The following is a 24,344-nucleotide window of genomic DNA, read 5'->3' on the forward strand; positions in this document are numbered from 1 at the left end:
GTGATTTCGATGGGGGCGATTGAAGGTAAATTAAAAATTCATGAGGTCAATAGATGTATCTATTGACCTCATGAATTTTCAAAACAGAATGGCAGCACCGAAACTTACTTGATGTAATTCCGGACCTTTATTTTTCTCGAATAGAGGGGTTATTCCGTAGCGGGCCCATACGGCAAAGTGATTACCACCCATTTGTGCCATGAGGTCAAAATTGAAACGGGGCATATTCAGGTTTCCCCGGTTACTGATCGTTTTGCTTTTGTGAGGAAATTTATTCTCTGTAATTTTTACCTTGGTTTGTGTGATGAAATTGTATGAACCCACGACTCCCATGTTGAAATGGAAACGGCTTGTTTTATTGGACGGGGATTGAAATTCGAGCATTAACGGGATGTTTGCAGAGAGTACTCTCAATCTGCTGGAAGAGATGGAGCCCTCGTCATAGGTGAAAGGTTCTATGATGCCTTTTTTATTTTTGTGGATAGCGATTTTGTTGTCGAACTCCATGTTTTGGAATTCGGCCCCGATGCCTGCCACGATACCAACAGTGTTTTTTTGTTTTTGTAGCCCGATGTTGATTTCAATGATGTTGAGAGCCACGGTGTAGGAGGTTTGTAGCTTTAGTTTCATGAAATCTTTGTTCTTGTAAGCGGAATAATCGCTTTTACCAAAGGTGATGAATCCACCGTAAATCCCTGCCACGTGTCCGTTGAAACGGACTTTCTCTTCTTTCTCATTTTTGAAGACACTGTCTTGACGGACGTTGGATGCCGATGTGGACGAGTTGGCATCCTGAGCCTTCAAGCCGTTTATGCCGAAAAGGCATATAAACAGCGCTAATAGTATTGTTTTCATCTCTTTATGTATATTTATATAACGTATAAGTTCCGATCTTTAGAACGGGCGAACCGTTGGTCGAATGGAGGGTACTTTTTGGAGTATCCCGGAAGTAATAGTTTTTACGTCACAACGTATGAAATGTTGTGACACAGTGATTTAAAAAGGTGAAAAACAACTCAATAAAGATTATTAATTCTGTGATTTAATGATAACTCTAAATTTTAACTTTAAACGTTCTTAGAAGTTTACCCCGAACCCGATAACATACGGGTGTAAATCAGGAGCTTTGCCTGATTTCATCATACGGTTGAGGGTATAGCTGCCCCACAGTGCCAGTTTGTCGTATCCTACACGGGCAACAATGTCTGCTTTTACCGGGTTCATGCTGTAATTTCCCGCTTTTTTGTAGCGACGTTTGTCCCCGTTCTCGTTTTTGTACACGACTTTGGTTTTCGTGTGTAATCTTAACCCGCCCATGATTCCGGCTCCCACGTATGCCCGGCGGTGATTTTTCGCGGGGAATTGCCATTCACAGATCAAGGGAACGGTGAGATAAAGGTTTTTCAATGAACTCTTCTTTACATGATCTATTTCCAACGGATATATTTTCCCGTTTTCTCCCCGTTGAATACTGTTTTTGTGCTCGAAACGGAAGCGTTGGTATTCTAATCCCAGTCCGGTAACAAGCCCGAAATTATTCAATTTATTCAGACGCATACTGTATTGGAACATGTTGAATTGCATTACCAGTGAATTCTTGCGTTGCAAGTCCATGAATGGAGAGCCGCCCGGAACAATATCATAATCCCCGAAATCGGCAAATCCAAGATTAAATCCGCTCCAGTGTCCCCGGAACCGTGGATTTTGGCTCCGTTGGTATATGTGTCGGTGGATGGGATCGCTTAATATTTCCGATTTCTTGACTTGTCTGCTTGTTTCTCTATCCTGCAAGTGTATTTCTTTGACGTCACGTCTTAGAGTGTCGCTCGTGCCTGTCCCGTTGTCCCGCGCCATAACGGGAATCGACAGCAATAATGCCAAGGGAATGATAATACTTTTCATGGTGATTTATTTTTTGTTGGTTGTGTTTCTTATTTATTGGAGTTGTCCAAAAAAGTAATAGAATTGAAGAATTTATTTTTCTGCGGGATGAGTTCTTCCAAGTCTTTCGTATTCGCACCTATAGATACTTGATACATACAATTATCTCTGAAAATAAATCTTTTATAGTACGTCATCTCTTCAAGCTCTTTCATTATCGTGTAGGTAATCTCCCATATCTCGACATTTTTTGATGGTATACGCTTTTCGCTGGTGAGTTTAGCGGTCGGCATTGAAACTGATTCTTTCTTCATGGCGAGATATAGCTGGTTGACCGTGTAAGCATCGAGGATGCCTTTTTCTTTCGTCAATTGCGTGCATACAACCCCGAAAACACAGGTTACGTTTTTCGTTTGGTATATCCATGAACGGATGTCATTCACGTCTTTTTTCAGACGTTCGCCCCGGCTAGGGAAAAGGAACGTGATTTGGTAGTCGCCTCTTATTTTTACCCATTCCTCTTTCTGTGGGGCGAAAGTTGCAAGTAATCCGATAAGAATAAATTTTATTATAGCCATATCCGTGCTGTTTATTTCGTGTGTTAAAGATAGAAATTATTATTTTTGTGGCAAAACTTATTTGATTGAAGATGATAGTCGGAGGAAAAGACGTAGGTGAGCGGCCGTTGATTTTGGCGCCGATGGAAGAGGTTACAAATCCCCCTTTCCGGAAATTCTGTAAGCGATACGGGGCGGATTGGCTCTACTCGGAATTTGTATCGGCGGATGCGTTGGTGCGTTCCATAAACAAGACCGTGAAGAAGTTGACGATAGAGGAGTCCGAACGTCCGGTAACCATTCAGATATACGGTCGCTTTATTGATTCGATGGTCGAGGCGGCAAAGATTGTTGAAGAAGTGCAGCCTGATTTTATAGATATAAATTTTGGGTGTCCCGTGAAAAGGGTTGCTGCGAAAGGGGCGGGAGCAGGAATGCTTCGGGATGTACCTTTAATGGTGGAAATGGCAAAGCAGATCGTGCAGGCCGTGAAGATCCCCGTTACGGCAAAGACTCGTTTGGGTTGGGATTGCGAGAATATTATCATTGACGATGTGGCAGAACGATTGCAGGATGTCGGGATTAGTGCTTTGGCTATTCACGGGCGCACCCGTTCCCAGATGTACAAGGGTGAGGCAGATTGGGAGCCTATCGCCGGAGTGAAGCGAAATCCCCGGATAAAGATCCCGATCATCGGAAACGGTGATATCGACACCCCGGAAAAGGTAAAAGAAGCTTTCGAGCGTTACGGTGTGGACGGGGTAATGATCGGGCGTGCCACGATCGGTAAGCCGTGGATATTTCAACAGATCAAACATTATATGAAAACGGGGGAGATTCTACCCGAATTGCCCCTGCACGAACAAATAGAGATTATCAAGGAACAAATACTGTTATCCCAAGAATGGTTGGATGAAGTGCGGGGATTATTCCACATGCGTCGGCACATGGCTTGTATGTTCAAAGGATTGCCCCATTTCCGTGATTTGCGGATTCAAATGCTGCAAGCCCCGACCATAGAAACGTTGTGGGAAGTGTTTGATAAGATTGAGGAGCGATACAAGGGAGAGGGGCTATAAAACCCCTCTATACAATCATATAAATTACTGCTGCCACAAGTGAGCCGGCTAATGGCCCTAAGATAGGAATCCACGCGTAATCCCATTGACTGCTTCCTTTTCCCGGAAGCGGGAGGATGGCATGCATTACACGGGGTGCGAAATCTCGGGCGGGATTGATGGCATATCCGGTGACTCCGCCTAAAGAAAGTCCGATTACCCATACGATGAAGGATACGGGAATTGCACCGACCGAACCCAATCCGATAGGGGTAGTTGTATCGACATCGGCTATCAGTTCAGCCCCGGTAATATAGAATACCGAGAACATCAATACGAAGGTGGCGATAAGCTCACCCCCGAAGTTTACCACGTTATGTCGGATTTCGGGAGCCGTGCAGAATACACCGAGTTTTGCCCCGGGGTCGTCCGTGACCTTAAAGTGGTCATGGTAGACAATCCACACGAGGAACGCACCCATGGCGGCACCCAGCATTTGAGCGATCACGTAAGAAGGTACACTTGCCCACGGGAATTTTTCCGCGATAGCGAAACCTATTGTAATGGCGGGATTCAAGTGGGCCCCGCTATATGGACCGGCGATGACGACTCCTGCAAAAACAGCAAGTGCCCATGCCGTGGTGATGGTAATCCAACCACCTTGAAATCCTTTGGTCTTTTTTAGCACGACGTTGGCTACTACGCCGTCACCCAAGAGGATCATCGTCATTGTTCCGAGTAGCTCTGCTATAAATGGTGACATGGAGAATTTATGATTTTAGATTTGTGATTATCGTTTTACAGTTCTTCCCAGTTACGGGCTCTTTCGATAGCTTTATGCCACATGTGAAGGAGTTTGTCGACCTCTTCTTCTGTCGCAACAGGGGAGAACTCCTTGTTGATGTTCCATTGTTTGCGCAGTTCTTCCGTGTCACGCCAGAAACCGATTGCCAATCCGGCGAGATAAGCCGCACCGAGAGCTGTTGTTTCCAGAATCTGGGGGCGAACCACGTGTGTTCTGTTGATGTCACTTTGGAATTGCATCAGGAAATTGTTGGCAACAGCACCTCCGTCTACCCGTAATTCGAGAGATTGGCGGTGAGTGTCATGCTCCATGGCTTTTAAAATATCGTACACTTGGAATGCAATTCCTTCCAGTGTTGCCCGGGCAATATGTGCGGGAGTTGTTCCTCGTGTGATTCCGAGAATGGCACCTCTGGCGTATTGATCCCAGTAAGGGGCACCCATTCCCGTGAGAGCGGGAACAAAATAAACTCCCCCGTTATCTTGAACGGATGTTGCGAGAGCCTCACTTTCCGAGGCAGTCCTGAGCAGTTGCATCCCGTCCCGTAGCCATTGGATGGCTGCTCCCCCCACGAATACACTTCCTTCCAAGGCGTAAGTAACGGAGTCACCGATTTTCCACGCGATGGTGCTTAACAGGTTGTTTTCCGATTTTACGACTTCGCTTCCGGTATTCATGACCATAAAACATCCGGTACCGTATGTCGTTTTCGTCATTCCCGGTTCAAGGCAGAGTTGTCCGAAGAGGGCGGACTGTTGGTCGCCGGCTATTCCGGAGATCGGGATTTTCGTCGAGAACAAAGTTGTACTGGTTTCCGAATAGACTTCGCTGCTGCTTTTTACTTCCGGAAGTATAGCTTCGGGAATGTCGAAAAGTTCCAGTAACTCTTTATCCCATTGCAATGTGTGAATATTGAACAGCATCGTGCGGGAAGCATTGCTGACATCCGTCACGTGTACCCGTCCGTGCGTGAACTTCCACACGAGCCAACTGTCTACCGTACCGAAACACAACTTTCCTTTTTCAGCCCGTTCACGTACACCTTCGACATTATCGAGAATCCATTTGATTTTTGTGGCGGAGAAATAAGCATCAATCAGTAATCCCGTTTTCTCCCGGATCATTTCAGTATATCCGTTTTCTTGCAATTCCCGGCAGATATCGGCAGTACGCCTGTCTTGCCATACGATGGCGCGATAGACGGGCATAGAGGTTTCCCTGTCCCAAATGATCGTGGTTTCACGTTGGTTTGTGATACCTATACAAGCCACGTCCAGTCCCGTGAGGTCTGCTTTGGCGATAACTTCGGCGGCCACGGAGGATTGCGTGTACCAGATTTCGCTAGGATCGTGTTCCACCCAACCCGGGTGAGGGAAGTGTTGTTCGATTGGTTTCTGTGACATGGCGACAATATTTCCGTCATGGTTGAAAAGCACGGCGCGGGAGGAGGTTGTCCCTTGGTCTAGTGCAAGTACGTATTTCGCTGTCTTCATGATAATGTAATATTATATGTTTTTCATTTGTCGTGACAATAAATGCTATATTTCTTACGTAATTTTTAAAATTCGGTTACATTTATAAAAATGAATAGTCGTTTAACCGGAAACATTCCCGATATTGAATTTAAATATGGATTTGCAAGTATCTTTTATTTTGTAAGAAGTTTAAGGGGGAAAACCGTTTTTTTTCGTATATTCGAAGTTGCAAACTGTAAATTAAGCTTATGAAAACAATTGTATTAATACTTGCGGTTATTTTTTCCGCGGGTGCTTTAAATGCAGAGAAAATGGAAAAAGCAAAGAATTCAGGAAATGTAGTGATCTTGTTGGCTCACCCGAATTTCAAGGAGTCACAGGCGAATAAGGCATTGATTGATGCCGTGAAAGATATTCCGGGAGTGGTAATTCTGGATTTGTACGCCAAGCCTTTTGACGCCGAGGCGCACAAGAAAATTTTATCGGAGGCGAAAGCGGTTGTGTTTCAATTCCCGTTTTATTGGGCGAGTGCGCCTTCACAGTTGAAAAAGTGGTTGGATGAGATTTTCACGCCCTTGGCACAAACCGAGGTGGTGAAAGGGAAACCGTTAATGGTGGCCACGACAACGGGTTCGGAATACGAGGCGTATCGTTCCGGAGGCAGGAATCATTTTACGATGGACGAGTTATTGCGTCCTTACCAGTTGACGGCTAATCATTCGGGTATGGTCTGGCAAACGCCTCACGTGGTTTATGGCGTGGCGACACCTGCCGGAGCCGAGAACGTGAAAGAAGGTGCAAAGGCTTATCGCCAGCGGATAGAAGCGTTATTGAAAAAATAAATGAAGAAGAAAATGAAGAAATTTAATACCTTTTACGTTCTGCTTGCCGTAGTATTGGTGATTGTATTTTTAAAAACATCATGTATGGGAGACGCGAAACAACAAGATGATCCGGTTTTGAAGACCAAGGCTGTTTTGGAAAATATCGCGGCACGCAAGAGTGTACGCAAGTATTTAAAGAAAGAAGTAGAGGAAGAGAAGATTACCGCTATGTTGAAGGCGGGAATGGCTGCACCTTCCGGGATGGACAGACGTCCGTGGGAATTTGTCGTGGTAACCGATCGGGCAGCGCTTGATTCGATGGCTGCAAGTCTGCCTTATGCCAAAATGTTGGCACAAGCACCGATGGCTATTGTCGTTTGTGGTGATTCTACCCGTTCTTCTTATTGGTACGTGGACTGTTCGGCAGTAACGCAGAATATTCTCTTGGCTGCTGAGGCTCTCGGGTTGGGAGCCGTATGGACGGCGGCTTATCCTTACGAGGATCGCATCGGGGTTGTCCGGAAATACACGGCTATGCCCGAACAATTTGTGCCGCTTTGTATCATTCCTGTCGGTTATCCCGATGGTCCGCAAAAAGCGAAAGATAAATACGATGAAAGTAAAATTCATCGGAATAAATTCTAAAGATAAAGGCTCGGTTAAATCGAGCCTTTATCTTTAGAACAGTAACAGGCTAAAAGCCATAAGCCCCATTCCGGTAACGAGTCCGTAAATAGACAAATGATGTGCGCCGTATTCTTTGGCGGTAGGGAGAAGTTCGTCAAGAGAGATGAATACCATGATGCCTGCTACAAGGGCAAACAGAACGCCAAGGACAACGGCATTAATCCCGATGAAGAAATAGATTAGAACGAAGCCGATAATAGCTCCGAGGGGCTCGGACAAGCCGGAAAGAAAAGACAGTTTGAATGCTTTTTTTCGGTTGCCCGTGGCAAAGAATATGGGGACCGATACGGCAATCCCTTCCGGGATATTGTGAATGGCGATAGCGAATGCGATCGGGTATGCTATTTCCGGGTTAGACAGTCCGGCAATAAAAGTAGCCAGACCTTCCGGGAAGTTGTGGATACCGATGGCGAGAGCCGAGAATATCCCCATGCGCATTAATTTCTTGTCATGAGGTTGTTGCGCCATGCTCTCGACGGATTTTACCTCGTGCGGGTTCTCGTAGGAAGGAATCAATTTGTCGATAACGGCAATAAGTCCCATGCCGCAAAAGAAAGCGATAGCCGTGATAATATCGGCAATCTTGCCGTCGTACACTTCCTCGATGGATTCTTTAGCGGTAGGAAACAACTCCACGAAAGAGACGTATATCATCACTCCTGCGCTGAATCCCAGCGAGAGGGACAGGAATTTTTTGTTCGTTTTTTTCGTCAGAAAAGCAATGGCACTACCAATTCCGGTCGATAGTCCGGCAAATAAAGTTAGCGTGAAAGCCAGCAACACGTTATTCCAAGAGATATCCATGCATTTCGGTATTAAAAACTAAAAGTTAGAAAGGGTCAGTGTGATCTTTTCCAACTTTTAGTTTTTGGTTTTTGTTTAATAGAGTTATCGCAATATATCTATAATACGGTGAAGTCGTGTTAAAGTTTCTTTTTTCCCTAAAATTTCAATAATGTCAAATAAATGAGGACCATCGGCGGCACCGATAATAGCCAATCGGAACGGACTCATAACCTTACCGAAGCCCATTTCTTTTGCCGTAACCCATTCCCTCACGGCTTCTTCCGTGTTGGGGGAGGTAAAGTCTTGTACGTTTTCCAGTACTCCGACTAGCTCTTGCATCAGCGCGGGTGTTCCTTCTTTCCAGAATTTTTTCACCCCTTTTTCGTCATAACTTTGCGGGGCTTTGTAGAAATACTGTGACGAATTGTAAATATCTGCCACGAAGTTTGCTCTTTCTTTCAGCAAATGGCAAATCTTCTCCAGTTTATTAATATCGTAAGAAATACCGTCCTTTGCAAGTAATTCATTTAACATGACAGCCAAATCGGCATCGCTCTTTTCCACGAGGTACTTGTGATTAAACCATTTTGCCTTATCCGGGTTAAAACGGGCACCTGATTTATTTACGCGTTCCAGCGTGAACTGCTCGCACAGTTCGGACAGAGAAAATATCTCTTGCTCCGTGCCGGGATTCCAGCCCAATAGGGCAAGCATATTGATAAAGGCATCGGGCAGATAACCGTCTTCCTTGTAACCGTGCCATTTTTCACCGGTTTCCGGATCGGTAAATTCCATGGGGAACACGGGGAAGCCCATTTTGTTACCGTCACGTTTGCTGAGTTTCCCGTTGCCGACGGGTTTCAGAATCAACGGCAGATGCGCGAACTCCGGCATGGTATCTTCCCAACCGAAAGCCCGGTACAGGAGTACGTGTAGCGGGAGGGAGGGTAACCATTCTTCACCGCGGATCACGTGCGAAATCTTCATCAGATGATCGTCCACGATGTTTGCCAAATGGTACGTGGGCATTCCGTCTGCTTTAAACAGTACTTTGTCGTCCAGAAGAGAGGTATTGAAATGTACTTCTCCCCGGATAATATCGTGTAATAGCAAATCTTCGTTTTCCGGCATCTTGAAGCGAATCACGTAATTTGCACCGTTATCCAAAAGGGCTTTTACTTCGTCCGCACTCATGTTGAGTGAATTCTTCATGTGCTTGCGAGTGGCGGCATTATACATGAATGTTTCCCCTTTTGCCTCATGTGCTGCACGTTGTGCGTTCAACTCGTCGGCACTGTCGAACGAATAGTACGCGTTGCCCGACTCCACGAGTTGGAGGGCATATTGTTTGTAAAGCGGTTTACGCTCGCTTTGGCGATAAGGTCCATATTCTCCTCCTGCACCTACACCCTCGTCCACGGTCAATCCGCACCATTTCAATGATTCGATGATGTATTCTTCGGCTCCCGGTACGTAGCGGGTTTGGTCAGTATCCTCGATTCTTAACAGGAAATCACCCCCGTTATGGCGGGCAAAAAGGTAATTAAAGAGGGCTGTTCTTACACCACCCAAGTGAAGGGCTCCGGTGGGGCTGGGAGCAAATCTTACTCTGACTTTTCTATCGGAAATCATATCTTTAGTATTATAATAGCTCGTTTTCTCCTTCTTGTTCTTTTTTTTCTTCTTTTTCCCGTTCGATGAGTTGCATCAGAAGGTTTTTGGCATAGGTAATCGCGTAACGTTCGGCTTCCTTTTTGGATGGGATGCCGCTCTTGATAGGCTCTGCATAGCTAAAAGGCTTATCAGGACCTTCCGTGAGAACGTAAAGAGTAAAATTACTATGTTGATTGCGGCTTTTACTGGTCAACCCGAACCACATTTCCACCGAGCGGTCTTTGAGATGTATATTGCGTTTGAACTTGTACATTACATGTTATTTCTCGGGGTATTCTTGAAATTGATGACTCCGACTGCAACAGCGAGTGCTGCCATGGCGCCCACGTTCACGTACACGGCAGTACGACTATTTTGCGGAGCAAAAAGACTAATCGTACTGGATATCATAATAAGGAATGCTGCTAGTATCAGCAAATATCTGGCTATTCGCATATATGTCTTTCTAAAGCATTTTTAACCGGGTTAGCGTAGATTTCGAGGAAAATGTTATTCAGCACGGAACGGTTTCCCTCGAGTTTATCCAACTTTTCAGTCATCACGCGGATGAAATTATCTTTTTCCTTCTCGCTGTATTTGGAGGTGAACTTGTTCGTGCCGTGAAGTAAGTCGTAAGCGACGTAATTATTCTCCCATAATTTGAAGTTACCTTGTATTCTGGAATCGATAAGCGTTGCTAGTTCAGCGATACGGTCGCCGTTATTGTCCTTGGCATCAATTTCTTCCAGTTCATGGTCAATCGGGGGTGTGATGGCAAAATGCACCCGTCCCTTGTATCCGGACAGACCTTGTTGCATACTTCTCATATCCGCGGCAGGAGTCTTGATATATTCACCGACAGTCTTTTGATATAATTCGTCGGTTTTCAGATCATCACAAGGTTCCCACTCGTAGGAGATGGATACAGGCACAACCCGTAATTCACGGAAATTCTCCACGAAACCTTTCGGACCACTCATGCGGAACATTTTCAGCAAACTGTGTTGCGTGCGGTCATCCCCGTTTTTGGTTCTTCCTTCTTTTTGAGCAATCCACACGGAATCCTCATTCTCGTGAATGACGTCACGCAAATAATGAGAACGCATATTCGCGCTGGTAATCATGTCACGCACGGGAAGTCCCCGCTCTATGATAAAGCAGGCATCCAGCTTCACGAGATCGGTCACCCATTTGTTGATTAACAAGTTGCTGCCGATAGCCGCTTCGCAATAGTGGCAGCCCCGCTCTGATAGCAATACGTTGAGTATTGCCGAGTCGAGGATAATATCCCGATGATTTGAAACGAAGAGATAACTTTTACCCGGTTCGATATATTCTAACCCCGTTGCTGTCACCCCGTCGGTCGTTCCTGCTATCAAACGCTTCATCGTGGGACCGAAAAAACGTTCCTGAAACTCTTTTCTGGTAGTGATACCTTTCAGTTGCTCTTGTATTTTAGTCTTATCAATCCTTGTCATTTGGGAAAAAAGTGCCAAAAACTCTTCTGCTTGGCTCAGTCGCTCCACGGCGGCTGGAATCTCTTCCCCCATGTAGGGTCTGATACTATTAAATTGGGAATCCGATGTCATGTCGTAATTTTAAAATTAGAAATCACGTGGCAAATATAGATAAAATGTTTTATAAAAGTGTGTCTGATAAGCTTATATTCGGTCTAAATGAGTGAAACGCCTTATTTTCTGTAAAGTTATGGTCGAAAAATGAGTCTTTAAAGTCGTTTTGCCGGATGCAGTTTATGAAGTCTGTAAGGTCCATAAAGTCTATAAGGTCTGTAAGGTCACAGAACAAGGGTCTAAGGACCTTTGACTTTATAGACTTTACAGACCTTATGAACTAGAAGGTGTGCCAAAGCACGCCTTGCTTATTTTCTACCGGGATAAACTTCAAGAGCCTTTGCCAATGTTTCCATGGCACCCTTGAGGTCTTCAATCTTCAACACGTAAGCAATTCTTACCTCGTCTTTACCGAGTCCCGGGGTAGAGTAGAATCCGCTCGCGGGAGCTACCATAACGGTTTGCTTGTTGTACTCGAAATCCTCGAGCAACCATTGTGCGAATTTGTCTGCATCGTCAACGGGTAATTTTACCACGGCATAGAAAGCTCCTCTCGGTTTCGGGCAAATAACTCCCGGCATTTTATTGAGGGCTTCAACCATGAAATCACGTCTTTCGATGTATTCGTTATACACGCTTTCAAAATATTCGGCGGGGGTATCAAGTGATGCTTCGGCAATGATCTGACCGATTGCCGGGGCGCACAAACGAGCCATACCGAATTTCAAGGCAGCCGTCATAACGTCTTTGTTGCGGGTAACCAATGCACCCACGCGAAGACCGCACTCGCTGTATCTCTTGGAAACAGAATCCAACAGGATCACGTTCTGTTCGATGCCTTGCAATTGCATTGTGGAGAAATGTTTGTATCCGTCATAGCAGAATTCACGATACACCTCGTCAGCGTACAGGTAAAGATCATGTTTCTTCACGATGGTAGCGAGTTGTTCCAGTTCTTCCTTGGAATACAAGTATCCCGTCGGGTTATTCGGGTTCACGATCACGATACCTTTCGTGCGGGGAGTAATTACTTTCTCGATCTCTGCAATCGGGGGCAAAGCGAAGTTTGTTTCGATAGAAGAGGTAACCGTTTTTACCTTTACGCCGCACATAAGAGCAAAAGCGTTATAATTGGCGTAGAACGGTTCGGGGATAATCACCTCATCACCCGGGTTCAACGTGGACATGAAAGCGATCGTGATAGCCTCGGAACCTCCGGTAGTTATCATGATATTCGTTTCGTCGATATTGATACCGATATTCTGGTAATATTTGGCTAATTTTTTTCTGTAGGAAAGATTTCCGGCAGAATGGGTATATTCAATCACCTTCTCGTTACAGTGTTTTAAAGCTTCTAAAGCGACCTCCGGGGTTTGAATATCCGGTTGACCGATATTCAAGTGGTACACTTTAATCCCTCTTTCTTTTGCTTTATCCGCGAACGGAACCAATTTGCGAATCGGCGAAGAAGGCATCGCCATCCCTTTTTCTGAAATCTGTGGCATAAGTTATTCGAGTTTAAATTTATCTTGCACAAAGATAGACATATTGAATGATTTTAAATCAATCAGCCAATTTTTTTAGTTTATCATGATCTAATAATTTTATTTTCCTTCCTTTGGCTTCTACCAGTCCCTCGTTCTTCAAATCGGAGAGCAGTCGGATCAGGGTTTCGGTAGCGGTTCCCACGAAATTACTCAAGTCTTCGCGGGTGATATTCAGTCGTAAAGTCCCGTCTTCTTCAACACCGAAATCGGAAGCGATAAGCAAGAGTATTTCTGCCAGCCGGGCTTTTACCGATTTCTGAGCGATATCACGGATATGACGATTGGCTTCTTCCAGTTCCTTGCAGGCGATTTGCATCATTTCATAAGCGAAATCCGAACTGTGTTTTATCATGTGTGTCAACGATGTATAAGAGATATAACACAATATACAGTCGGATAAAGTTTCCACCGAGGTACAAGCTAATTCATTACGGATGACAGAACGAAATCCGAACATTTCGCTCTCTTTCCCGAAACGAATAATTTGCTCTTTTCCGGTAATTCCGGTTTGGAAGATTTTCACGACACCTGAAAAAAGAAAATAACATCCTTTAATGCGAGAACCTTCTTTATAGATGTATTCGCCTTTTTTATAGAATTTTACCGTGTCATCCGTGAATAATGTTTCGAGGTACTCGTCAGGCACACCTTTGAATGTTAGCTTGAATTTGCTAATACATTCCGATAATTTTGGTATTGGAGCCTCTTCTTTCATGCTTTCCTTTTATATCGAACAAATTGCCCGGAATATAGATTCGCAATCATAACCACATTCACGGTATAACTGTTGTTGTGTACCGTGTTCCACGAACTGATCCGGAACACCCAAGCGCACAACCTTGGCGGAATACCCGTGATCAGACATAAATTCAAGCACGGCACTACCCAGTCCGCCCACGATTGTTCCGTCCTCTAAGGTAATGATTTTTTTGAATTTATGAAATATTGAATGGAGTAATTTTTCATCCAGAGGTTTGAGGAATCGCATATCATAGAAGGCAACCGAACGCCCCGTTCCCTTTTCAATAGCTTTGAGAGCCTCGTTCCCGATAGCTCCGATGGATACGATGGCAACATCCTCGCCTTCAATAATACAACGTCCTTGCCCGATAGGCAATTCCTTGAACGGGGTACGCCACTTGACCATTGTCCCGTTACCTCGCGGGTAGCGAATGGAGAAAGGTCCTTTGTCCGGCAATTGAGCCGTGTACATCATATCGCGTAATTCTTCCTCGTTGAGGGGAGAGGCTATTGTTAGGTTCGGGATACAACGGAAGCTGGCAAGGTCAAAAACGCCGTGGTGTGTAGCCCCGTCAGCCCCGACCAATCCTCCCCGGTCAAGACAGAAAACGACGTTGAGTTTTTGCAATGCCACGTCGTGTATTACTTGATCGTATGCTCGTTGCATGAAAGAAGAATAGATATTACAGAAAGGTACGTACCCCTGTGCCGCCAATCCTGCCGAGAACGTAACGGCGTGTTGTTCGGCGATGCCGACATCAAAACAGCGATCGGGCATCTCTTTCATCATGATATTTAACGAGCAACCCGATGGCATGGCGGGAGTAATTCCCACGATTTTGGGATTGGTATGAGCCAATTCCAGTATGGTATGACCGAAAACATCCTGGAATTTGGGCGGAGTATTTTCCTTGCATTCTTTGATGATTTCCCCGGTTTCTTTATTGAATTTCCCCGGTGCGTGCCAAGTCGTTTGGTCTATCTCGGCTTGTTTGAACCCTTTCCCCTTGACTGTGATACAGTGGAGAAGTTTAGGGCCTTTAATTTGTTTCAGGTCACGGAGAACCTTGACCAAGTGGTTGACATCATGCCCGTCCACGGGGCCGAAATACCGGAATCCCAGAGCCTCGAACAAGTTGCTCTGGCGTAGCATCAATGATTTGACGCTATTATCTATTTTCTGGATGAAGTTTCGGGCTCCCGGGCTGATTTTATTGATGCGCCCGAGAATATTCCAGATATCTTCTTTCAGTTTGTTATATGTTTTGGAAGTCGTGATATCGAGAAGGTATTCATTCATTCCGCCCACGTTGGGGTCAATTGCCATGTTGTTGTCGTTGAGAATAACCAGCAGGTTGGCATTATTAATACCCGCGTTATTCAATCCCTCGAAAGCCAGTCCCCCGGTCATCGCCCCGTCCCCGATAATTGCCACCGATAGGCGGTCTTCCTCCCCGTTCATTTTTGCCGCTACGGCCATTCCCAGCGCGGCGGAAATCGAGGTCGAGGAGTGTCCCGTCCCGAAAGCGTCATATTCGCTTTCGCTTCTTTTGGGAAAACCGCTGAGTCCCTTGTACTGCCGGTTCGTGCAGAAGTTATCCCTTCTCCCGGTAAGAATCTTGTGGGGGTAAGCTTGATGTCCCACGTCCCACACGATATTATCGTACGGAGTATCGAACACGTAGTGCAATGCCACGGTAAGCTCGACAACCCCCAATCCGGCCCCGAAATGTCCGGGGTGTTCCGAACACTCGTCAATGATTTTCTCGCGTAATTCCCGACACAATTGAATCAGGTCGTCTTCCGGCACCTTCTTCAAATCATCGGGAGAGTTTATCGTATCTAATATTCTTTTTTCTTCGTTCATAATTAACCATTGAAAAAAGTCTGAAGGTTTTCTCCCTTCATTTTCAATTTTCAATTTTCAATTTTCAATTATTAATACACGATTGTTCCGATATTTTCGCCCGAAATGACTTTTTTCAAGTTACCCGGTTGGTCCATGTTGAAAACGATAATCGGTAAATGATTTTCTTTACACATGGTCGTCGCCGTCAGGTCCATCACCTTTAGTCCCCGGTTGTATATCTCGTCATAGGTAATTTTATCGAATTTGGTTGCTGTCGGGTCTTTCTCCGGGTCGGCAGTATAAATACCGTCCACGCGGGTACCTTTGAACATGGCATCCGCCTCTATCTCGATGGCACGCAGGCTGCTCGCCGTGTCGGTTGTGAAATACGGGTTACCCGTTCCGGCACTCATGATAGTGACATACCCTTCTTTCAAATATTCCATGGCTTTTGCTTTCGAGTAGAATTCCCCGATAGGTTCCATGCGGATAGCCGTGAGTACTTTGTTTTTACATCCCTCGTTGTCTAAAGCCGAACTTAAAGCCAAGCTGTTGATTACGGTTGCCAACATACCCATGCTGTCGCCTTTTACCCGGTCGAAACCCTTATTTGTACCACTCAGTCCCCTGAAAATATTGCCGCCACCGATAACAATCCCTACTTGGACTCCCATTTTTGCAATTTCATGTATTTGACGGGCATAACTCTCCAAACACGTGGTATCTATACCATATTTTTGACCACCCATTAAAGATTCGCCGCTGAGTTTTAACAAAATTCGGTTATATTGCATATCTTTGTCTGTTTAAATTTTATAACAAAAAACTTAGTTTCTTCGCTAAAACGCAACAACAAAACTAATGAATTTTTGTTATAACTATAATTTAATTTGAGAATATAAATTTCACCGCAGATGAACAGAACCGCTAATTACGATCTAACAGTCATAGTGCCAGTGTATAACGAGGAGGGGAACATCCTAAGATTAGAGAAAGAGTTGGGGGAGTTTTTAAAGACAGCCAAGGCTACTTCTTGTGTATTGTTTGTAAACGACGGCTCAAAAGATGATAGTGAACGCCTTATCCGGGAGGTTTGCGGTAGAAACGAGGGATTTTTCTTTTTGAATCTCGCTAAAAACGGGGGATTGAGTGCTGCCATGAAAGCGGGGATAGACAATTCTTTTTCCAAGTGGGTGGGATACATCGATGCCGATTTGCAAACGACACCCGAGGATTTTAATAGCCTGTTGGAACACGCGGACGAGTTCGAGATGGTGATGGGCATCCGTACCGGACGGAAAGACAGTTTCGTCAAAAATATGTCTTCCCGTATCGCCAACGGGTTCCGCCGAATGATGACGCATGACGGGGTGGAGGATACCGGATGCCCGTTGAAAGTGTTGCGCACCGATTACGCGAAACGGATTCCTTTCTTTACCGGGATGCATCGTTTCCTGCCGGCACTGATACAGTTGCAGCACGGGCGGGTAAAACAAGTTCCCGTGCGCCATTTCCCGCGTATCGCCGGAAAATCAAAATATAACTTGGCTAACCGCTTGGTCGGTCCTTTCAAAGATTGTTTTGCTTACCGTTGGATGAGGAAACGTTATATTAACTATCAAGTGGCTGAAAACAATCTATGATTTACGTTGTCGGATTTCTCGCTCAAATTTTCTTTTCCGCCCGGATATTACTGCAATGGATATTGTCCGAGCGGGCTAAAAAAGTAATCTCCCCGGCGATATTCTGGCAATTGAGCATATTGGGTTCTTATCTGTTATTCATCTATGGCTGGTTGAGGGATGACTTCGCTATTATTTTCGGACAAATCATATCCTATTATATTTACATCTGGAACCTGAACAAAAAACACCAGTGGAAATGGTTGCCTCTGGTTTTGCGTACAGTGCTTTTGCTTACGCCCGTTGCGGCAATCATTTACATGATAGAAGACGCGAGCGCGTTTGTCGACCAGTTCTTCCGGAACGAGAAAATTCCTTTGTGGTTATTGCTTTACGGTTCGATGGGACAGATTATATTTACCCTTCGTTTCGTTTACCAGTGGATTTATTCCAAGCGCAAAGACGAATCCCTACTCCCGCTTGGTTTCTGGGTAATCAGCTTATTCGGTTCATTGATTATTGTTTCATACGCCATTTATCGGCACGACCCGGTCTTGATACTTGGGCAATCCACGGGTTTACTGGCTTACGGTCGCAACATTTGGCTCTCCCGCAAGGGTAGTTGCTAATTGTTCGCCTTGTGACGGGTGTACCAGATAAAAGATTCCTATTTTCTCGTAATGTACGGTTTCAAGCCATGTCATTATAGCTTCCGAACGAGCCACATCCCGTTCTTTTAGGAAAATCATGCAATCCCCTTGCTCGTACACCTTGAACAAAGAATCCTCGTCCGATATCTTTATCGGGTCTTCATGTAGATAAACATCCATATTTTCCCCGCTACGGAAACGGTAGTAATAATAGTGGTCGATATCTTCCTCTTCGCAAATTTCATGAGCTTTTTCAGCCATTTCGGATAATCCTATATTTGAATTGAGCCGCGGCAGGGCAAAGCCCCCGACAAACAATGTTCCCAATATCCCTAAGGCGGCAGTGTTTATCGCTTGGTATAATTTTTTCTTCACTAGCAGCGAGAAAGCGAATAGACTGAAGACGAAAAGTACACCTATCGCCATGAAAATAAATATGGAGTGCGGGTACTCGAACTTGTTATGGATTGCCAAAGCGACAACGGGGGCAATCATGAACGCGACGACCGGGATATACACTGCGAAAGCAATCCGTTTTTCTTTTATTTTAGGGAGCAACAATACAGTCAGATAAGTGAAAAACGGGAACAGGGGTAACATATAAATATCGAGCTTTGCGCTGAACATGGATAAAAGCACGAAAGACGAAACAATTACGGTCAGGAAAAACTTCTCCTTGTCCGTGGTGAGCAGTTTTTTACGGAGGGCAATAATGATGGTTGCTATATATAAAAGTGACCAAGGGGCAATGGAGTACCAAATCGTGATTCCGTAATACCAGAATGCCTCTTTATGATGGAATGAATCAATAGCCCGGTTGACGGTCTGGTTAAAAAGCAGGTTATTGAGATAGGCGTTTCCGCCTTCTATATACACGCACCCGAACCATATGGCACATAACCCCAGAAGAATACCCCACGCGCTCCATCCCAGATAACGCCCGAACTGCCGGATTTCTTTTTTCACGATTAGGAATACCGTGATTGAAACGACGGGAACGATAAACCCGACAGGCCCTTTCGAGAAAATAGCCAAGAAGATATAAATTGGTAGCAAAAAACGGTCAATCGGTCGTCCTTTGCCGGAATATTGTTTGTAGAACGTGTACAAAGCCAGCAAGATAAACATGCACATCAGCATATCCATGCGCAACACAAGCCCGGAGCCGATAAAGAATGCGCTCGTGTAAAGCATCAATGAAGCGTTCCACCTTGACCGGGGGGTAGTATCCTCTTCCACCCATTTGTTCATCACGTGAATGGAAACCAGTGCCGGGATGATTGAAAACAGGGAAAGCACCAGCATGTGATATTCGCCGAAAATCCATTTACACAGCATGATAAACCAGAAATACAAGGGTGGTTTATCCGCGTATACTTCTCCTTGGTTATAGAAAGTGAAGAAATGCCCCTCTCGTAAAGCCTCGTCCGCGATGCTCAAGTATTTTAACTCGTTGTTGGGCGTAAAATCCCGAAACAACAACACGGGTAAAACCAAGGCGAATAACAAAAAATATGGATACGGCTTTATATTTTTCATGTCTGTTCGCGTAAGTAATATACGTGTTACGGGAAAGCTAACGAAAAGGTTCTCACAACCTTTTCGTTAGCTTTTCATATTACAATAATTGGAAAAGTACATAAACCCAATGCGCGATAACACCGGCAACAAGTCCGCCGATAGTGTGTGCGACGATGGCCTTTGATGTTAGCTGGCGGAATCCCAGGGAATCCAGCATAGCGGTATGGGTACTTAAATAACCGCTCCAGCACATCCCGATAGCGGTAAACACGGCAATAGCGTTACCGTCAATCCAGCCTTGAGCCGCGAAATTAGGTACAAGACCTAGGGCTGCGCCCACAGCTCCAAGGGCTGTGATGGGGAATGCAACAAGGTGGGGGTCCTCGAAACCGAAAAGCCACTCGAAAAGAATATTTACTTTACCCGCCAGATAGGGAAGAAGTTCCGTTCCTTGATAAGCGGCTCCGGTGTATCCTTCTGCGGACGGTCCGAAAGTTAATATCATCACGAACGTGGAGATAACCAATACCCCCGGGATAATGGCGATACCGATATCTACTCCCGAGCGTCCCCCGTCAAGCAAGGCGTCCAAAATACGCAAGAAAAGAGTTTTATTCGAATTATCCGTATTTTCCTCCACTTCCACGATTTCAGTTATCGCGCTTTCATCTTTGAAATGGGGATGCGATTTCAGGATGAAACGTTGCATAAGGCGGGTGGAAACGATACAACCGCAAAACGCCCCGAACAAACCGATGAAAGGTGCGGAGTAATACCCTTGACCAATCATGAAAACGATAACAAGCAATCCCATGCCGAAAGCGGTTCCGAAATTGGTAAGAGATATCAATTGGTATTTCTTGAAATAACTGCCGAAACGAACATCTTTTGCCAGAGAAATAATAGCGGGATTATCCGACAAGAATGTCAACACGGCGCCCAACGAGGCAGTTCCCGGTAAATTGAACAAAGGCTTCATCAAAGGACGCAAGATTTTTTCCAAAAGTTTCACGACACCGAACTCCACGAAAATACGTCCTAGGGCACCCGTGATGACACAGATTCCCATTAAATAGAAGACCGTATTCAATAATAAATCATGAGCGGTATTCATGATTGTGTTGAGCATGTGCGGGATTTCCATCACGGACGCGATGTAATAAAAAATTCCAACCACGATAATTAGGCATGGAATCCCGGTGGGAATAAATTTCTTCATGTTTTTACAGGATTAATAAATAGAGGGTTGAGTTATTTTTTAATGAAATTAATTCTCCAAGTTAAACCCACGCTAAGCTGCATGTCATCGGGTTGTAAAGTCCCGGAAGCGTTACGGCCCGCGTAATAGGAATAATAAGCGTGCAACCGTACATCGCGGGTACGTGCGGGAAATACCTCGATACCGCCGCCCACGTTCGTGATTTCCGTACCGGGAAGCACGCACAAATCACCTGCACTCTTGTTCTTGTTCACATCGTGAGAGGCATTTACCCGTAAAATCACGTGTTCCCCAATCTCTCGCGTGATACTCCCTATAATAGAGAAATCCTTGAATAAATCACCGTCTTTCACTTGTGCGCCCGTGGTGCGACCCATCAAATCGATATTGAAAGTGGTTTTGCCCGATTTGAATTGGTTTCCTAGAGCGAGATAACCGATAAACTTGTGAGGTAAATACTCGACCAAGTTCGCAGAATAAATCGTGTTCCAGCAATCCCGGTTCCCGTACCACACGAAATTTAAAGCGTAAATATCCCGGTTCCCTTCAATCTGGAATGGAGATTGGCACAATTGAAGCGTGAACAAATCCTTGTTATTGTCAAGCGCGTAGGATGCACTCGCCCCGAATTGATAACAGGAAATATTGTTACAAAACTCGGATAAAGTATAAATATCGATAGGGGCAAGGTCATACTCGTATCCGCCGATACCCACGATTTGTTTTCCCGCGGAAAGACTCCAGTTTTTATTAATCGCGTAATTGAGATAAACGTAATCGATAGAATTAAAAAAAGAACTTTCCGTGTTAGCTTTGTTCAATCGTTGGCGGTAAGCGTAGGAAAATCCCTCGCCGAACGAGCCGTTTATTTTCAAATTAACCATACTTCCCCGGAAACCGTTCTCGGATGCAGGGGCGGAACCCAAGTTATGGTGATAATCAACTCGTGCTTCTCCCGACAAATTAATCGTGTTTTTTTCTTGAGCACACACACTCAATATACCTGATACAGAGAGTAAAAAGAATACAAATATTTTTTTCATAAACTAAATTGATTTTAGGCGGCAAAGATAAATCAACTTTATCGTAAAAGCAATATTAGATTTTGAATTATCTGTGCAAAAAGCGTTTTGGTGCCTTTGTTTGATAATTTGGGTAGGATACAATATAAAATAATTTTATTGTTTTAAATTTGCGTCTTAAACGCAAGTGTAATTCAAAAAGATTATGCAGAGAAACTATATACATTACCTCTTTATTCTTATCGTTTGTTGTTTCGCTTTTTTCGTGAATAACGGGGCTGTTTATGAAGATATTATGGAGTCCCGTAATTTGGTTACGGCTCACGAGATGATAGAGTACGACAATTGGTTGGTACCCACCATGAACGGGGAATTGCGTTTGGAGAAACCGCCTCTGCCCACTTGGGTGGCCGCGGGAATAGAATATCTTCAGCCGGACAACATCTCTATGCAACGTGCTGCTGCCGGAATCATGGCAACTTTGATGGTGTTTTTCCTTTATTTCTTCGCTTCCGCGTTAAGCGGCAATCGGATGTTGGGATTACTCTCCGCGGTGGTATTGGCGACGTGCTTCAATGTCATCATGGCGGGACGCGTGGCGACATGGGACATCTATTGCCATAGTTTTATGCTGGGAGCGATACTCTTCTTTTATAAAGGAATTGTCAGTCGGCGAACAAGCTGGGGTATGTTTATATGGGCGGGAACATTCCTCGGGTTGTCCTTCCTCGGGAAAGGTCCGGTAGCCTTTTACGCCTTATTGCTTCCTTTCCTGATTAGCTATATTGCCGTGTACCGTCCGTCGTTCAAGAGAAAGGGATTGCCGATAGTGGTCATGCTGCTGGTCTTTGCCGCGGTTAGCCTCTGGTGGTACTTGTATCTGATTATATTCCACAAGGACATAACCATGTTCGTGTGGGCAAAAGAATCGACGGCGTGGATGGAGAGAAATGTCCGCCCGTGGTATTATTATTGGCAATTCTTCGCGGAATCCGGTATATGGTCGTTATTCCTGTTGACCGGATTGTGTTGGCCTTGGCTGAAACGGAAAGTGACAATGAAAAAGGAATACGCCTTTGCCGTGGTATGGACCTTAGTGACCTTGGTATTGCTCTCCCTTTTCCCGGAGAAGAAAACCCGTTATCTCCTGCCGATACTCATCCCTGCCTCCATGGTCGTGGCGCATTACGTGGTGTATATATTTGTAGCTACGAAAGAGAAAACGCTTACCGCCGGCGACCGTGTCGTCTTCCGGGTAAACGCGTTCCTCCCGGCATTGATAGCCCTCGGGATGCCCGTGGCGATATACTTTTTGTTTTACGCCAAAGGGCAGATGGGACTGACACTCTTTATCATTGTTACCCTCCTTTTCCTTGTTGCCGCTTATTCTATTTTCGCGGGAGGGGTAAGGATGAAATCGATGAAAGTCTTCACGGGAGTTGTGTTATTGCTGATTTTAGTGGAAACACTGCTTATGCCTCGTGTCGCCAATATGTTCAATAACACCGAAATCAAGAGCATCTCGGCAGTGCGGGAAATCGAGGAAGTGAATCATATCCCTTTTTATTACCCGTCGGACGAGGAATTACGGATTGAATTGGTGTACGAGGCGGGACGTCGCATCTTACCTTGGGACATCGAGAACGACACCACCCTGCTGGACTCTCTCCCTATCGTGTTGGTTTCCGGCAAACCCGCTGCGGAAATATTACCTCCCGGCATGGCAGAACGGGTAAACCTGCATTTTATCGACATGTACGACAACAACACCCGCCCCAAATCGGACAAGAAACGTTATTCCCCGAAATTCGTGCGCTACGTGACGATTCTGGAAAAGAAAGAAGCTGGCAAATGATTTTTCTCTTGTCGAGTTCCTCTCGAGAGTAAAGGCTTCCTGTTTCTGCTATGTTTCCATGCTTCCAAGTACGTGTCATGTCTTTTGAAAATCCAAACCGAATGCGCGGGAATCATGCCACGATGCGGGTAAAAAAAACAGGCCTATCGCTAAGCCTGTTTCCTATTTCGAGTGATTTGTCGCTTATCAAACATTCAGCGTGTAACGCAAGAATGAAGTAACGGTCAAATCTTTGTCAACACTCTTCAAGTAATCTCTTACAGACATTTTACCGTCTTGCTCGAAAACTTGGTTCAGCAAAGTAGACTCTTGGAAGAATTTGTTCAAGCGACCTTGAGCGATTTTCTCCAACATGTTTTCCGGTTTACCCTCTTCACGAGCTTTCTCGCGACCGATTTCGAATTCATGGTCAATGATATTCTGTGGGATACCGTCTTTGTCTACAGCAACAGGAGCCATAGCCGCTACTTGCATGGCGATGTTTTTCATCACTTGGGCGTCAGCCGTTTTATTGAAACCGACAACGGTAGCCAACATGTTTCCCGGGTGAATGTAAACAACGCAATCTTCTGCTTTCAAGCAACCGTAGTAGCTTAATTCCAGTTTCTCGCCGATAACTCCGGTTTGTTCAGCAATCTGGTCAGCGATGCTTCTACCGTCCAGTTGGATAGCTAACAAATCCTCCGTGGTGGCGGGCATATTGGCTAAAGCGGCGTCAAGGATGCGAGTCGTGAAACCGATAAATCCTTCATTTTTGGCAACGAAGTCGGTTTCGCAGTTTAATGAAACCATAACTGCATTCTTCCCGTCGGTTTTGGCTAAAACGCAACCTTCTTTTGCATCTCTGTCTGCACGTTTGCTTGCCACAACAAGACCTTTCTTGCGGATGATATCAACGGCTTTGTCGAAATCACCTTCGGCCTCTTGGAGCGCGTGCTTGCAGTCCATCATTCCGGCGTTTGTTGCTTTACGCAACTTCATCACGTCTGCTGCTTTTATTTCCATATTCTTTAAATTTCAA

Annotated in this window: 24 protein-coding genes; 6 read left to right on the forward strand and 18 right to left on the reverse strand. The window is 45.1% G+C overall.

Annotated features, from left to right (window positions below; translation table 11 throughout):
• Positions 1–78 precede the first annotated feature (78 nt).
• From Q5866_RS00780 to Q5866_RS00790, 3 genes are all read right to left on the reverse strand, one after another.
• Positions 79–855 carry a hypothetical protein gene (locus tag Q5866_RS00780; RefSeq protein WP_186974887.1) on the reverse strand — a complete coding sequence of 259 codons (777 nt, stop codon included), beginning with the start codon at positions 853–855 and terminating at the stop codon, positions 79–81.
• Positions 856–1,077: 222 nt separating this feature from the next.
• On the reverse strand, positions 1,078–1,902 hold the full coding sequence (locus Q5866_RS00785) for an outer membrane beta-barrel protein (protein WP_099291345.1): 825 nt from the start codon (positions 1,900–1,902) through the stop codon (positions 1,078–1,080).
• 29 nt (positions 1,903–1,931) lie between these two features.
• Positions 1,932–2,459, reverse strand: coding sequence for a hypothetical protein (locus Q5866_RS00790; RefSeq protein WP_099291344.1), 528 nt, complete (start codon positions 2,457–2,459; stop codon positions 1,932–1,934).
• Positions 2,460–2,530: 71 nt separating this feature from the next.
• On the opposite strand from Q5866_RS00790, the gene dusB reads away from it, so the two are divergent.
• The gene (dusB, locus tag Q5866_RS00795; RefSeq protein ID WP_186974885.1) at positions 2,531–3,517 is read left to right on the forward strand and encodes a tRNA dihydrouridine synthase DusB; all 987 of its coding nucleotides are present in this window, start codon (positions 2,531–2,533) and stop codon (positions 3,515–3,517) included.
• 7 nt (positions 3,518–3,524) lie between these two features.
• Here the strand turns inward: dusB and Q5866_RS00800 are convergent, their stop codons facing one another.
• Both Q5866_RS00800 and glpK read right to left on the reverse strand, forming a co-directional pair.
• Positions 3,525–4,259: an MIP/aquaporin family protein gene (locus Q5866_RS00800; protein WP_303178136.1), complete on the reverse strand. Its 735-nt coding sequence runs from the start codon at positions 4,257–4,259 to the stop codon at positions 3,525–3,527.
• Between the two features lie 35 nt (positions 4,260–4,294).
• Positions 4,295–5,794: a glycerol kinase GlpK gene (glpK, locus tag Q5866_RS00805; protein ID WP_099291340.1), complete on the reverse strand. Its 1,500-nt coding sequence runs from the start codon at positions 5,792–5,794 to the stop codon at positions 4,295–4,297.
• A 293-nt stretch (positions 5,795–6,087) separates the two neighbouring features.
• Between glpK and Q5866_RS00810 the strand changes: the two genes are divergently transcribed.
• Positions 6,088–6,618 (forward strand): NAD(P)H-dependent oxidoreductase, encoded by a 531-nt coding sequence (locus Q5866_RS00810; RefSeq protein WP_186975003.1) that lies wholly within the window; start codon positions 6,088–6,090, stop codon positions 6,616–6,618.
• A 12-nt stretch (positions 6,619–6,630) separates the two neighbouring features.
• The gene (locus tag Q5866_RS00815) at positions 6,631–7,245 is read left to right on the forward strand and encodes a nitroreductase family protein (RefSeq protein WP_227216941.1); all 615 of its coding nucleotides are present in this window, start codon (positions 6,631–6,633) and stop codon (positions 7,243–7,245) included.
• A 33-nt stretch (positions 7,246–7,278) separates the two neighbouring features.
• Here the strand turns inward: Q5866_RS00815 and zupT are convergent, their stop codons facing one another.
• The 9 genes from zupT to pyrH all read right to left on the reverse strand — a co-directional run bounded on the left by zupT (position 7,279) and on the right by pyrH (position 16,228).
• The gene (gene zupT, locus Q5866_RS00820; protein ID WP_186974881.1) at positions 7,279–8,091 is read right to left on the reverse strand and encodes a zinc transporter ZupT; all 813 of its coding nucleotides are present in this window, start codon (positions 8,089–8,091) and stop codon (positions 7,279–7,281) included.
• Between the two features lie 84 nt (positions 8,092–8,175).
• On the reverse strand, positions 8,176–9,705 hold the full coding sequence (gltX, locus tag Q5866_RS00825; RefSeq protein WP_303178141.1) for a glutamate--tRNA ligase: 1,530 nt from the start codon (positions 9,703–9,705) through the stop codon (positions 8,176–8,178).
• 10 nt (positions 9,706–9,715) lie between these two features.
• Entirely contained in the window at positions 9,716–10,000 is a 285-nt protein-coding gene (locus Q5866_RS00830) for a hypothetical protein (RefSeq protein ID WP_303178143.1), read from the reverse strand.
• Positions 10,000–10,182, reverse strand: a complete 183-nt coding sequence (locus tag Q5866_RS00835) for a hypothetical protein (protein ID WP_099291336.1) — start codon at positions 10,180–10,182, stop codon at positions 10,000–10,002. Before Q5866_RS00835 ends, Q5866_RS00830 begins: the two co-directional genes overlap by 1 nt.
• Complete coding sequence (locus Q5866_RS00840) at positions 10,173–11,315, reverse strand: 1-acyl-sn-glycerol-3-phosphate acyltransferase (protein ID WP_099291335.1); 1,143 nt, start codon at positions 11,313–11,315, stop codon at positions 10,173–10,175. Before Q5866_RS00840 ends, Q5866_RS00835 begins: the two co-directional genes overlap by 10 nt.
• Before the next feature lie 290 nt (positions 11,316–11,605).
• Complete coding sequence (locus Q5866_RS00845; protein WP_186974877.1) at positions 11,606–12,802, reverse strand: pyridoxal phosphate-dependent aminotransferase; 1,197 nt, start codon at positions 12,800–12,802, stop codon at positions 11,606–11,608.
• Between the two features lie 58 nt (positions 12,803–12,860).
• Positions 12,861–13,559 (reverse strand): Crp/Fnr family transcriptional regulator, encoded by a 699-nt coding sequence (locus tag Q5866_RS00850; protein WP_303178146.1) that lies wholly within the window; start codon positions 13,557–13,559, stop codon positions 12,861–12,863.
• Positions 13,560–13,568: 9 nt separating this feature from the next.
• Positions 13,569–15,452 carry a 1-deoxy-D-xylulose-5-phosphate synthase gene (gene dxs / locus Q5866_RS00855; protein ID WP_227216942.1) on the reverse strand — a complete coding sequence of 628 codons (1,884 nt, stop codon included), beginning with the start codon at positions 15,450–15,452 and terminating at the stop codon, positions 13,569–13,571.
• Between the two features lie 71 nt (positions 15,453–15,523).
• A complete protein-coding gene (pyrH, locus tag Q5866_RS00860; protein WP_099291331.1) occupies positions 15,524–16,228 on the reverse strand; it encodes a UMP kinase in 705 nt (234 codons plus the stop codon).
• A gap of 120 nt (positions 16,229–16,348) precedes the next feature.
• Here pyrH and Q5866_RS00865 point away from each other — a divergent pair, with 120 nt between their 5' ends.
• Complete coding sequence (locus Q5866_RS00865; RefSeq protein WP_303178149.1) at positions 16,349–17,077, forward strand: glycosyltransferase; 729 nt, start codon at positions 16,349–16,351, stop codon at positions 17,075–17,077.
• Positions 17,074–17,685 (forward strand): lipid-A-disaccharide synthase N-terminal domain-containing protein, encoded by a 612-nt coding sequence (locus Q5866_RS00870; protein ID WP_186974874.1) that lies wholly within the window; start codon positions 17,074–17,076, stop codon positions 17,683–17,685. Before Q5866_RS00865 ends, Q5866_RS00870 begins: the two co-directional genes overlap by 4 nt.
• Here Q5866_RS00870 and Q5866_RS00875 read toward each other — a convergent pair.
• From Q5866_RS00875 to Q5866_RS00885, 3 genes are all read right to left on the reverse strand, one after another.
• Complete coding sequence (locus tag Q5866_RS00875; protein ID WP_303178151.1) at positions 17,635–19,245, reverse strand: glycosyltransferase family 39 protein; 1,611 nt, start codon at positions 19,243–19,245, stop codon at positions 17,635–17,637. The genes Q5866_RS00870 and Q5866_RS00875 overlap by 51 nt on opposite strands.
• A 79-nt stretch (positions 19,246–19,324) precedes the next feature.
• Positions 19,325–20,446 carry a nucleoside recognition domain-containing protein gene (locus tag Q5866_RS00880; RefSeq protein WP_303178152.1) on the reverse strand — a complete coding sequence of 374 codons (1,122 nt, stop codon included), beginning with the start codon at positions 20,444–20,446 and terminating at the stop codon, positions 19,325–19,327.
• Between the two features lie 32 nt (positions 20,447–20,478).
• Complete coding sequence (locus Q5866_RS00885) at positions 20,479–21,489, reverse strand: porin (RefSeq protein ID WP_186974871.1); 1,011 nt, start codon at positions 21,487–21,489, stop codon at positions 20,479–20,481.
• A 184-nt stretch (positions 21,490–21,673) separates the two neighbouring features.
• Here Q5866_RS00885 and Q5866_RS00890 point away from each other — a divergent pair, with 184 nt between their 5' ends.
• The gene (locus Q5866_RS00890; RefSeq protein ID WP_303178154.1) at positions 21,674–23,323 is read left to right on the forward strand and encodes a glycosyltransferase family 39 protein; all 1,650 of its coding nucleotides are present in this window, start codon (positions 21,674–21,676) and stop codon (positions 23,321–23,323) included.
• 186 nt (positions 23,324–23,509) lie between these two features.
• Here the strand turns inward: Q5866_RS00890 and tsf are convergent, their stop codons facing one another.
• A complete protein-coding gene (tsf, locus tag Q5866_RS00895; protein WP_099291323.1) occupies positions 23,510–24,328 on the reverse strand; it encodes a translation elongation factor Ts in 819 nt (272 codons plus the stop codon).
• Positions 24,329–24,344 lie beyond the last annotated feature (16 nt).

This window comes from uncultured Butyricimonas sp., from assembly GCF_959596855.1.
In the GTDB taxonomy this organism is placed as follows: domain Bacteria; phylum Bacteroidota; class Bacteroidia; order Bacteroidales; family Marinifilaceae; genus Butyricimonas; species Butyricimonas muris.

What these genes read in the sequence shown, in the direction of transcription:
- tsf (WP_099291323.1), bottom strand. Translation starts at nt 24,328, where the DNA reads ATGGAAATAAAAGCAGCAGACGTGATGAAGTTGCGTAAAGCAACAAAC.
- Q5866_RS00890 (WP_303178154.1), top strand. Translation starts at nt 21,674, where the DNA reads ATGCAGAGAAACTATATACATTACCTCTTTATTCTTATCGTTTGTTGT.
- zupT (WP_186974881.1), bottom strand. Translation starts at nt 8,091, where the DNA reads ATGGATATCTCTTGGAATAACGTGTTGCTGGCTTTCACGCTAACTTTA.
- dxs (WP_227216942.1), bottom strand. Translation starts at nt 15,452, where the DNA reads ATGAACGAAGAAAAAAGAATATTAGATACGATAAACTCTCCCGATGAT.
- Q5866_RS00780 (WP_186974887.1), bottom strand. Translation starts at nt 855, where the DNA reads ATGAAAACAATACTATTAGCGCTGTTTATATGCCTTTTCGGCATAAAC.
- glpK (WP_099291340.1), bottom strand. Translation starts at nt 5,794, where the DNA reads ATGAAGACAGCGAAATACGTACTTGCACTAGACCAAGGGACAACCTCC.
- Q5866_RS00830 (WP_303178143.1), bottom strand. Translation starts at nt 10,000, where the DNA reads ATGTACAAGTTCAAACGCAATATACATCTCAAAGACCGCTCGGTGGAA.
- Q5866_RS00800 (WP_303178136.1), bottom strand. Translation starts at nt 4,259, where the DNA reads ATGTCACCATTTATAGCAGAGCTACTCGGAACAATGACGATGATCCTC.
- Q5866_RS00810 (WP_186975003.1), top strand. Translation starts at nt 6,088, where the DNA reads ATGGAAAAAGCAAAGAATTCAGGAAATGTAGTGATCTTGTTGGCTCAC.
- Q5866_RS00835 (WP_099291336.1), bottom strand. Translation starts at nt 10,182, where the DNA reads ATGCGAATAGCCAGATATTTGCTGATACTAGCAGCATTCCTTATTATG.
- Q5866_RS00845 (WP_186974877.1), bottom strand. Translation starts at nt 12,802, where the DNA reads ATGCCACAGATTTCAGAAAAAGGGATGGCGATGCCTTCTTCGCCGATT.
- Q5866_RS00880 (WP_303178152.1), bottom strand. Translation starts at nt 20,446, where the DNA reads ATGAAGAAATTTATTCCCACCGGGATTCCATGCCTAATTATCGTGGTT.
- Q5866_RS00885 (WP_186974871.1), bottom strand. Translation starts at nt 21,489, where the DNA reads ATGAAAAAAATATTTGTATTCTTTTTACTCTCTGTATCAGGTATATTG.
- dusB (WP_186974885.1), top strand. Translation starts at nt 2,531, where the DNA reads ATGATAGTCGGAGGAAAAGACGTAGGTGAGCGGCCGTTGATTTTGGCG.
- Q5866_RS00840 (WP_099291335.1), bottom strand. Translation starts at nt 11,315, where the DNA reads ATGACATCGGATTCCCAATTTAATAGTATCAGACCCTACATGGGGGAA.
- pyrH (WP_099291331.1), bottom strand. Translation starts at nt 16,228, where the DNA reads ATGCAATATAACCGAATTTTGTTAAAACTCAGCGGCGAATCTTTAATG.
- Q5866_RS00790 (WP_099291344.1), bottom strand. Translation starts at nt 2,459, where the DNA reads ATGGCTATAATAAAATTTATTCTTATCGGATTACTTGCAACTTTCGCC.
- Q5866_RS00870 (WP_186974874.1), top strand. Translation starts at nt 17,074, where the DNA reads ATGATTTACGTTGTCGGATTTCTCGCTCAAATTTTCTTTTCCGCCCGG.
- gltX (WP_303178141.1), bottom strand. Translation starts at nt 9,705, where the DNA reads ATGATTTCCGATAGAAAAGTCAGAGTAAGATTTGCTCCCAGCCCCACC.
- Q5866_RS00815 (WP_227216941.1), top strand. Translation starts at nt 6,631, where the DNA reads ATGAAGAAATTTAATACCTTTTACGTTCTGCTTGCCGTAGTATTGGTG.
- Q5866_RS00865 (WP_303178149.1), top strand. Translation starts at nt 16,349, where the DNA reads ATGAACAGAACCGCTAATTACGATCTAACAGTCATAGTGCCAGTGTAT.
- Q5866_RS00850 (WP_303178146.1), bottom strand. Translation starts at nt 13,559, where the DNA reads ATGAAAGAAGAGGCTCCAATACCAAAATTATCGGAATGTATTAGCAAA.
- Q5866_RS00875 (WP_303178151.1), bottom strand. Translation starts at nt 19,245, where the DNA reads ATGAAAAATATAAAGCCGTATCCATATTTTTTGTTATTCGCCTTGGTT.
- Q5866_RS00785 (WP_099291345.1), bottom strand. Translation starts at nt 1,902, where the DNA reads ATGAAAAGTATTATCATTCCCTTGGCATTATTGCTGTCGATTCCCGTT.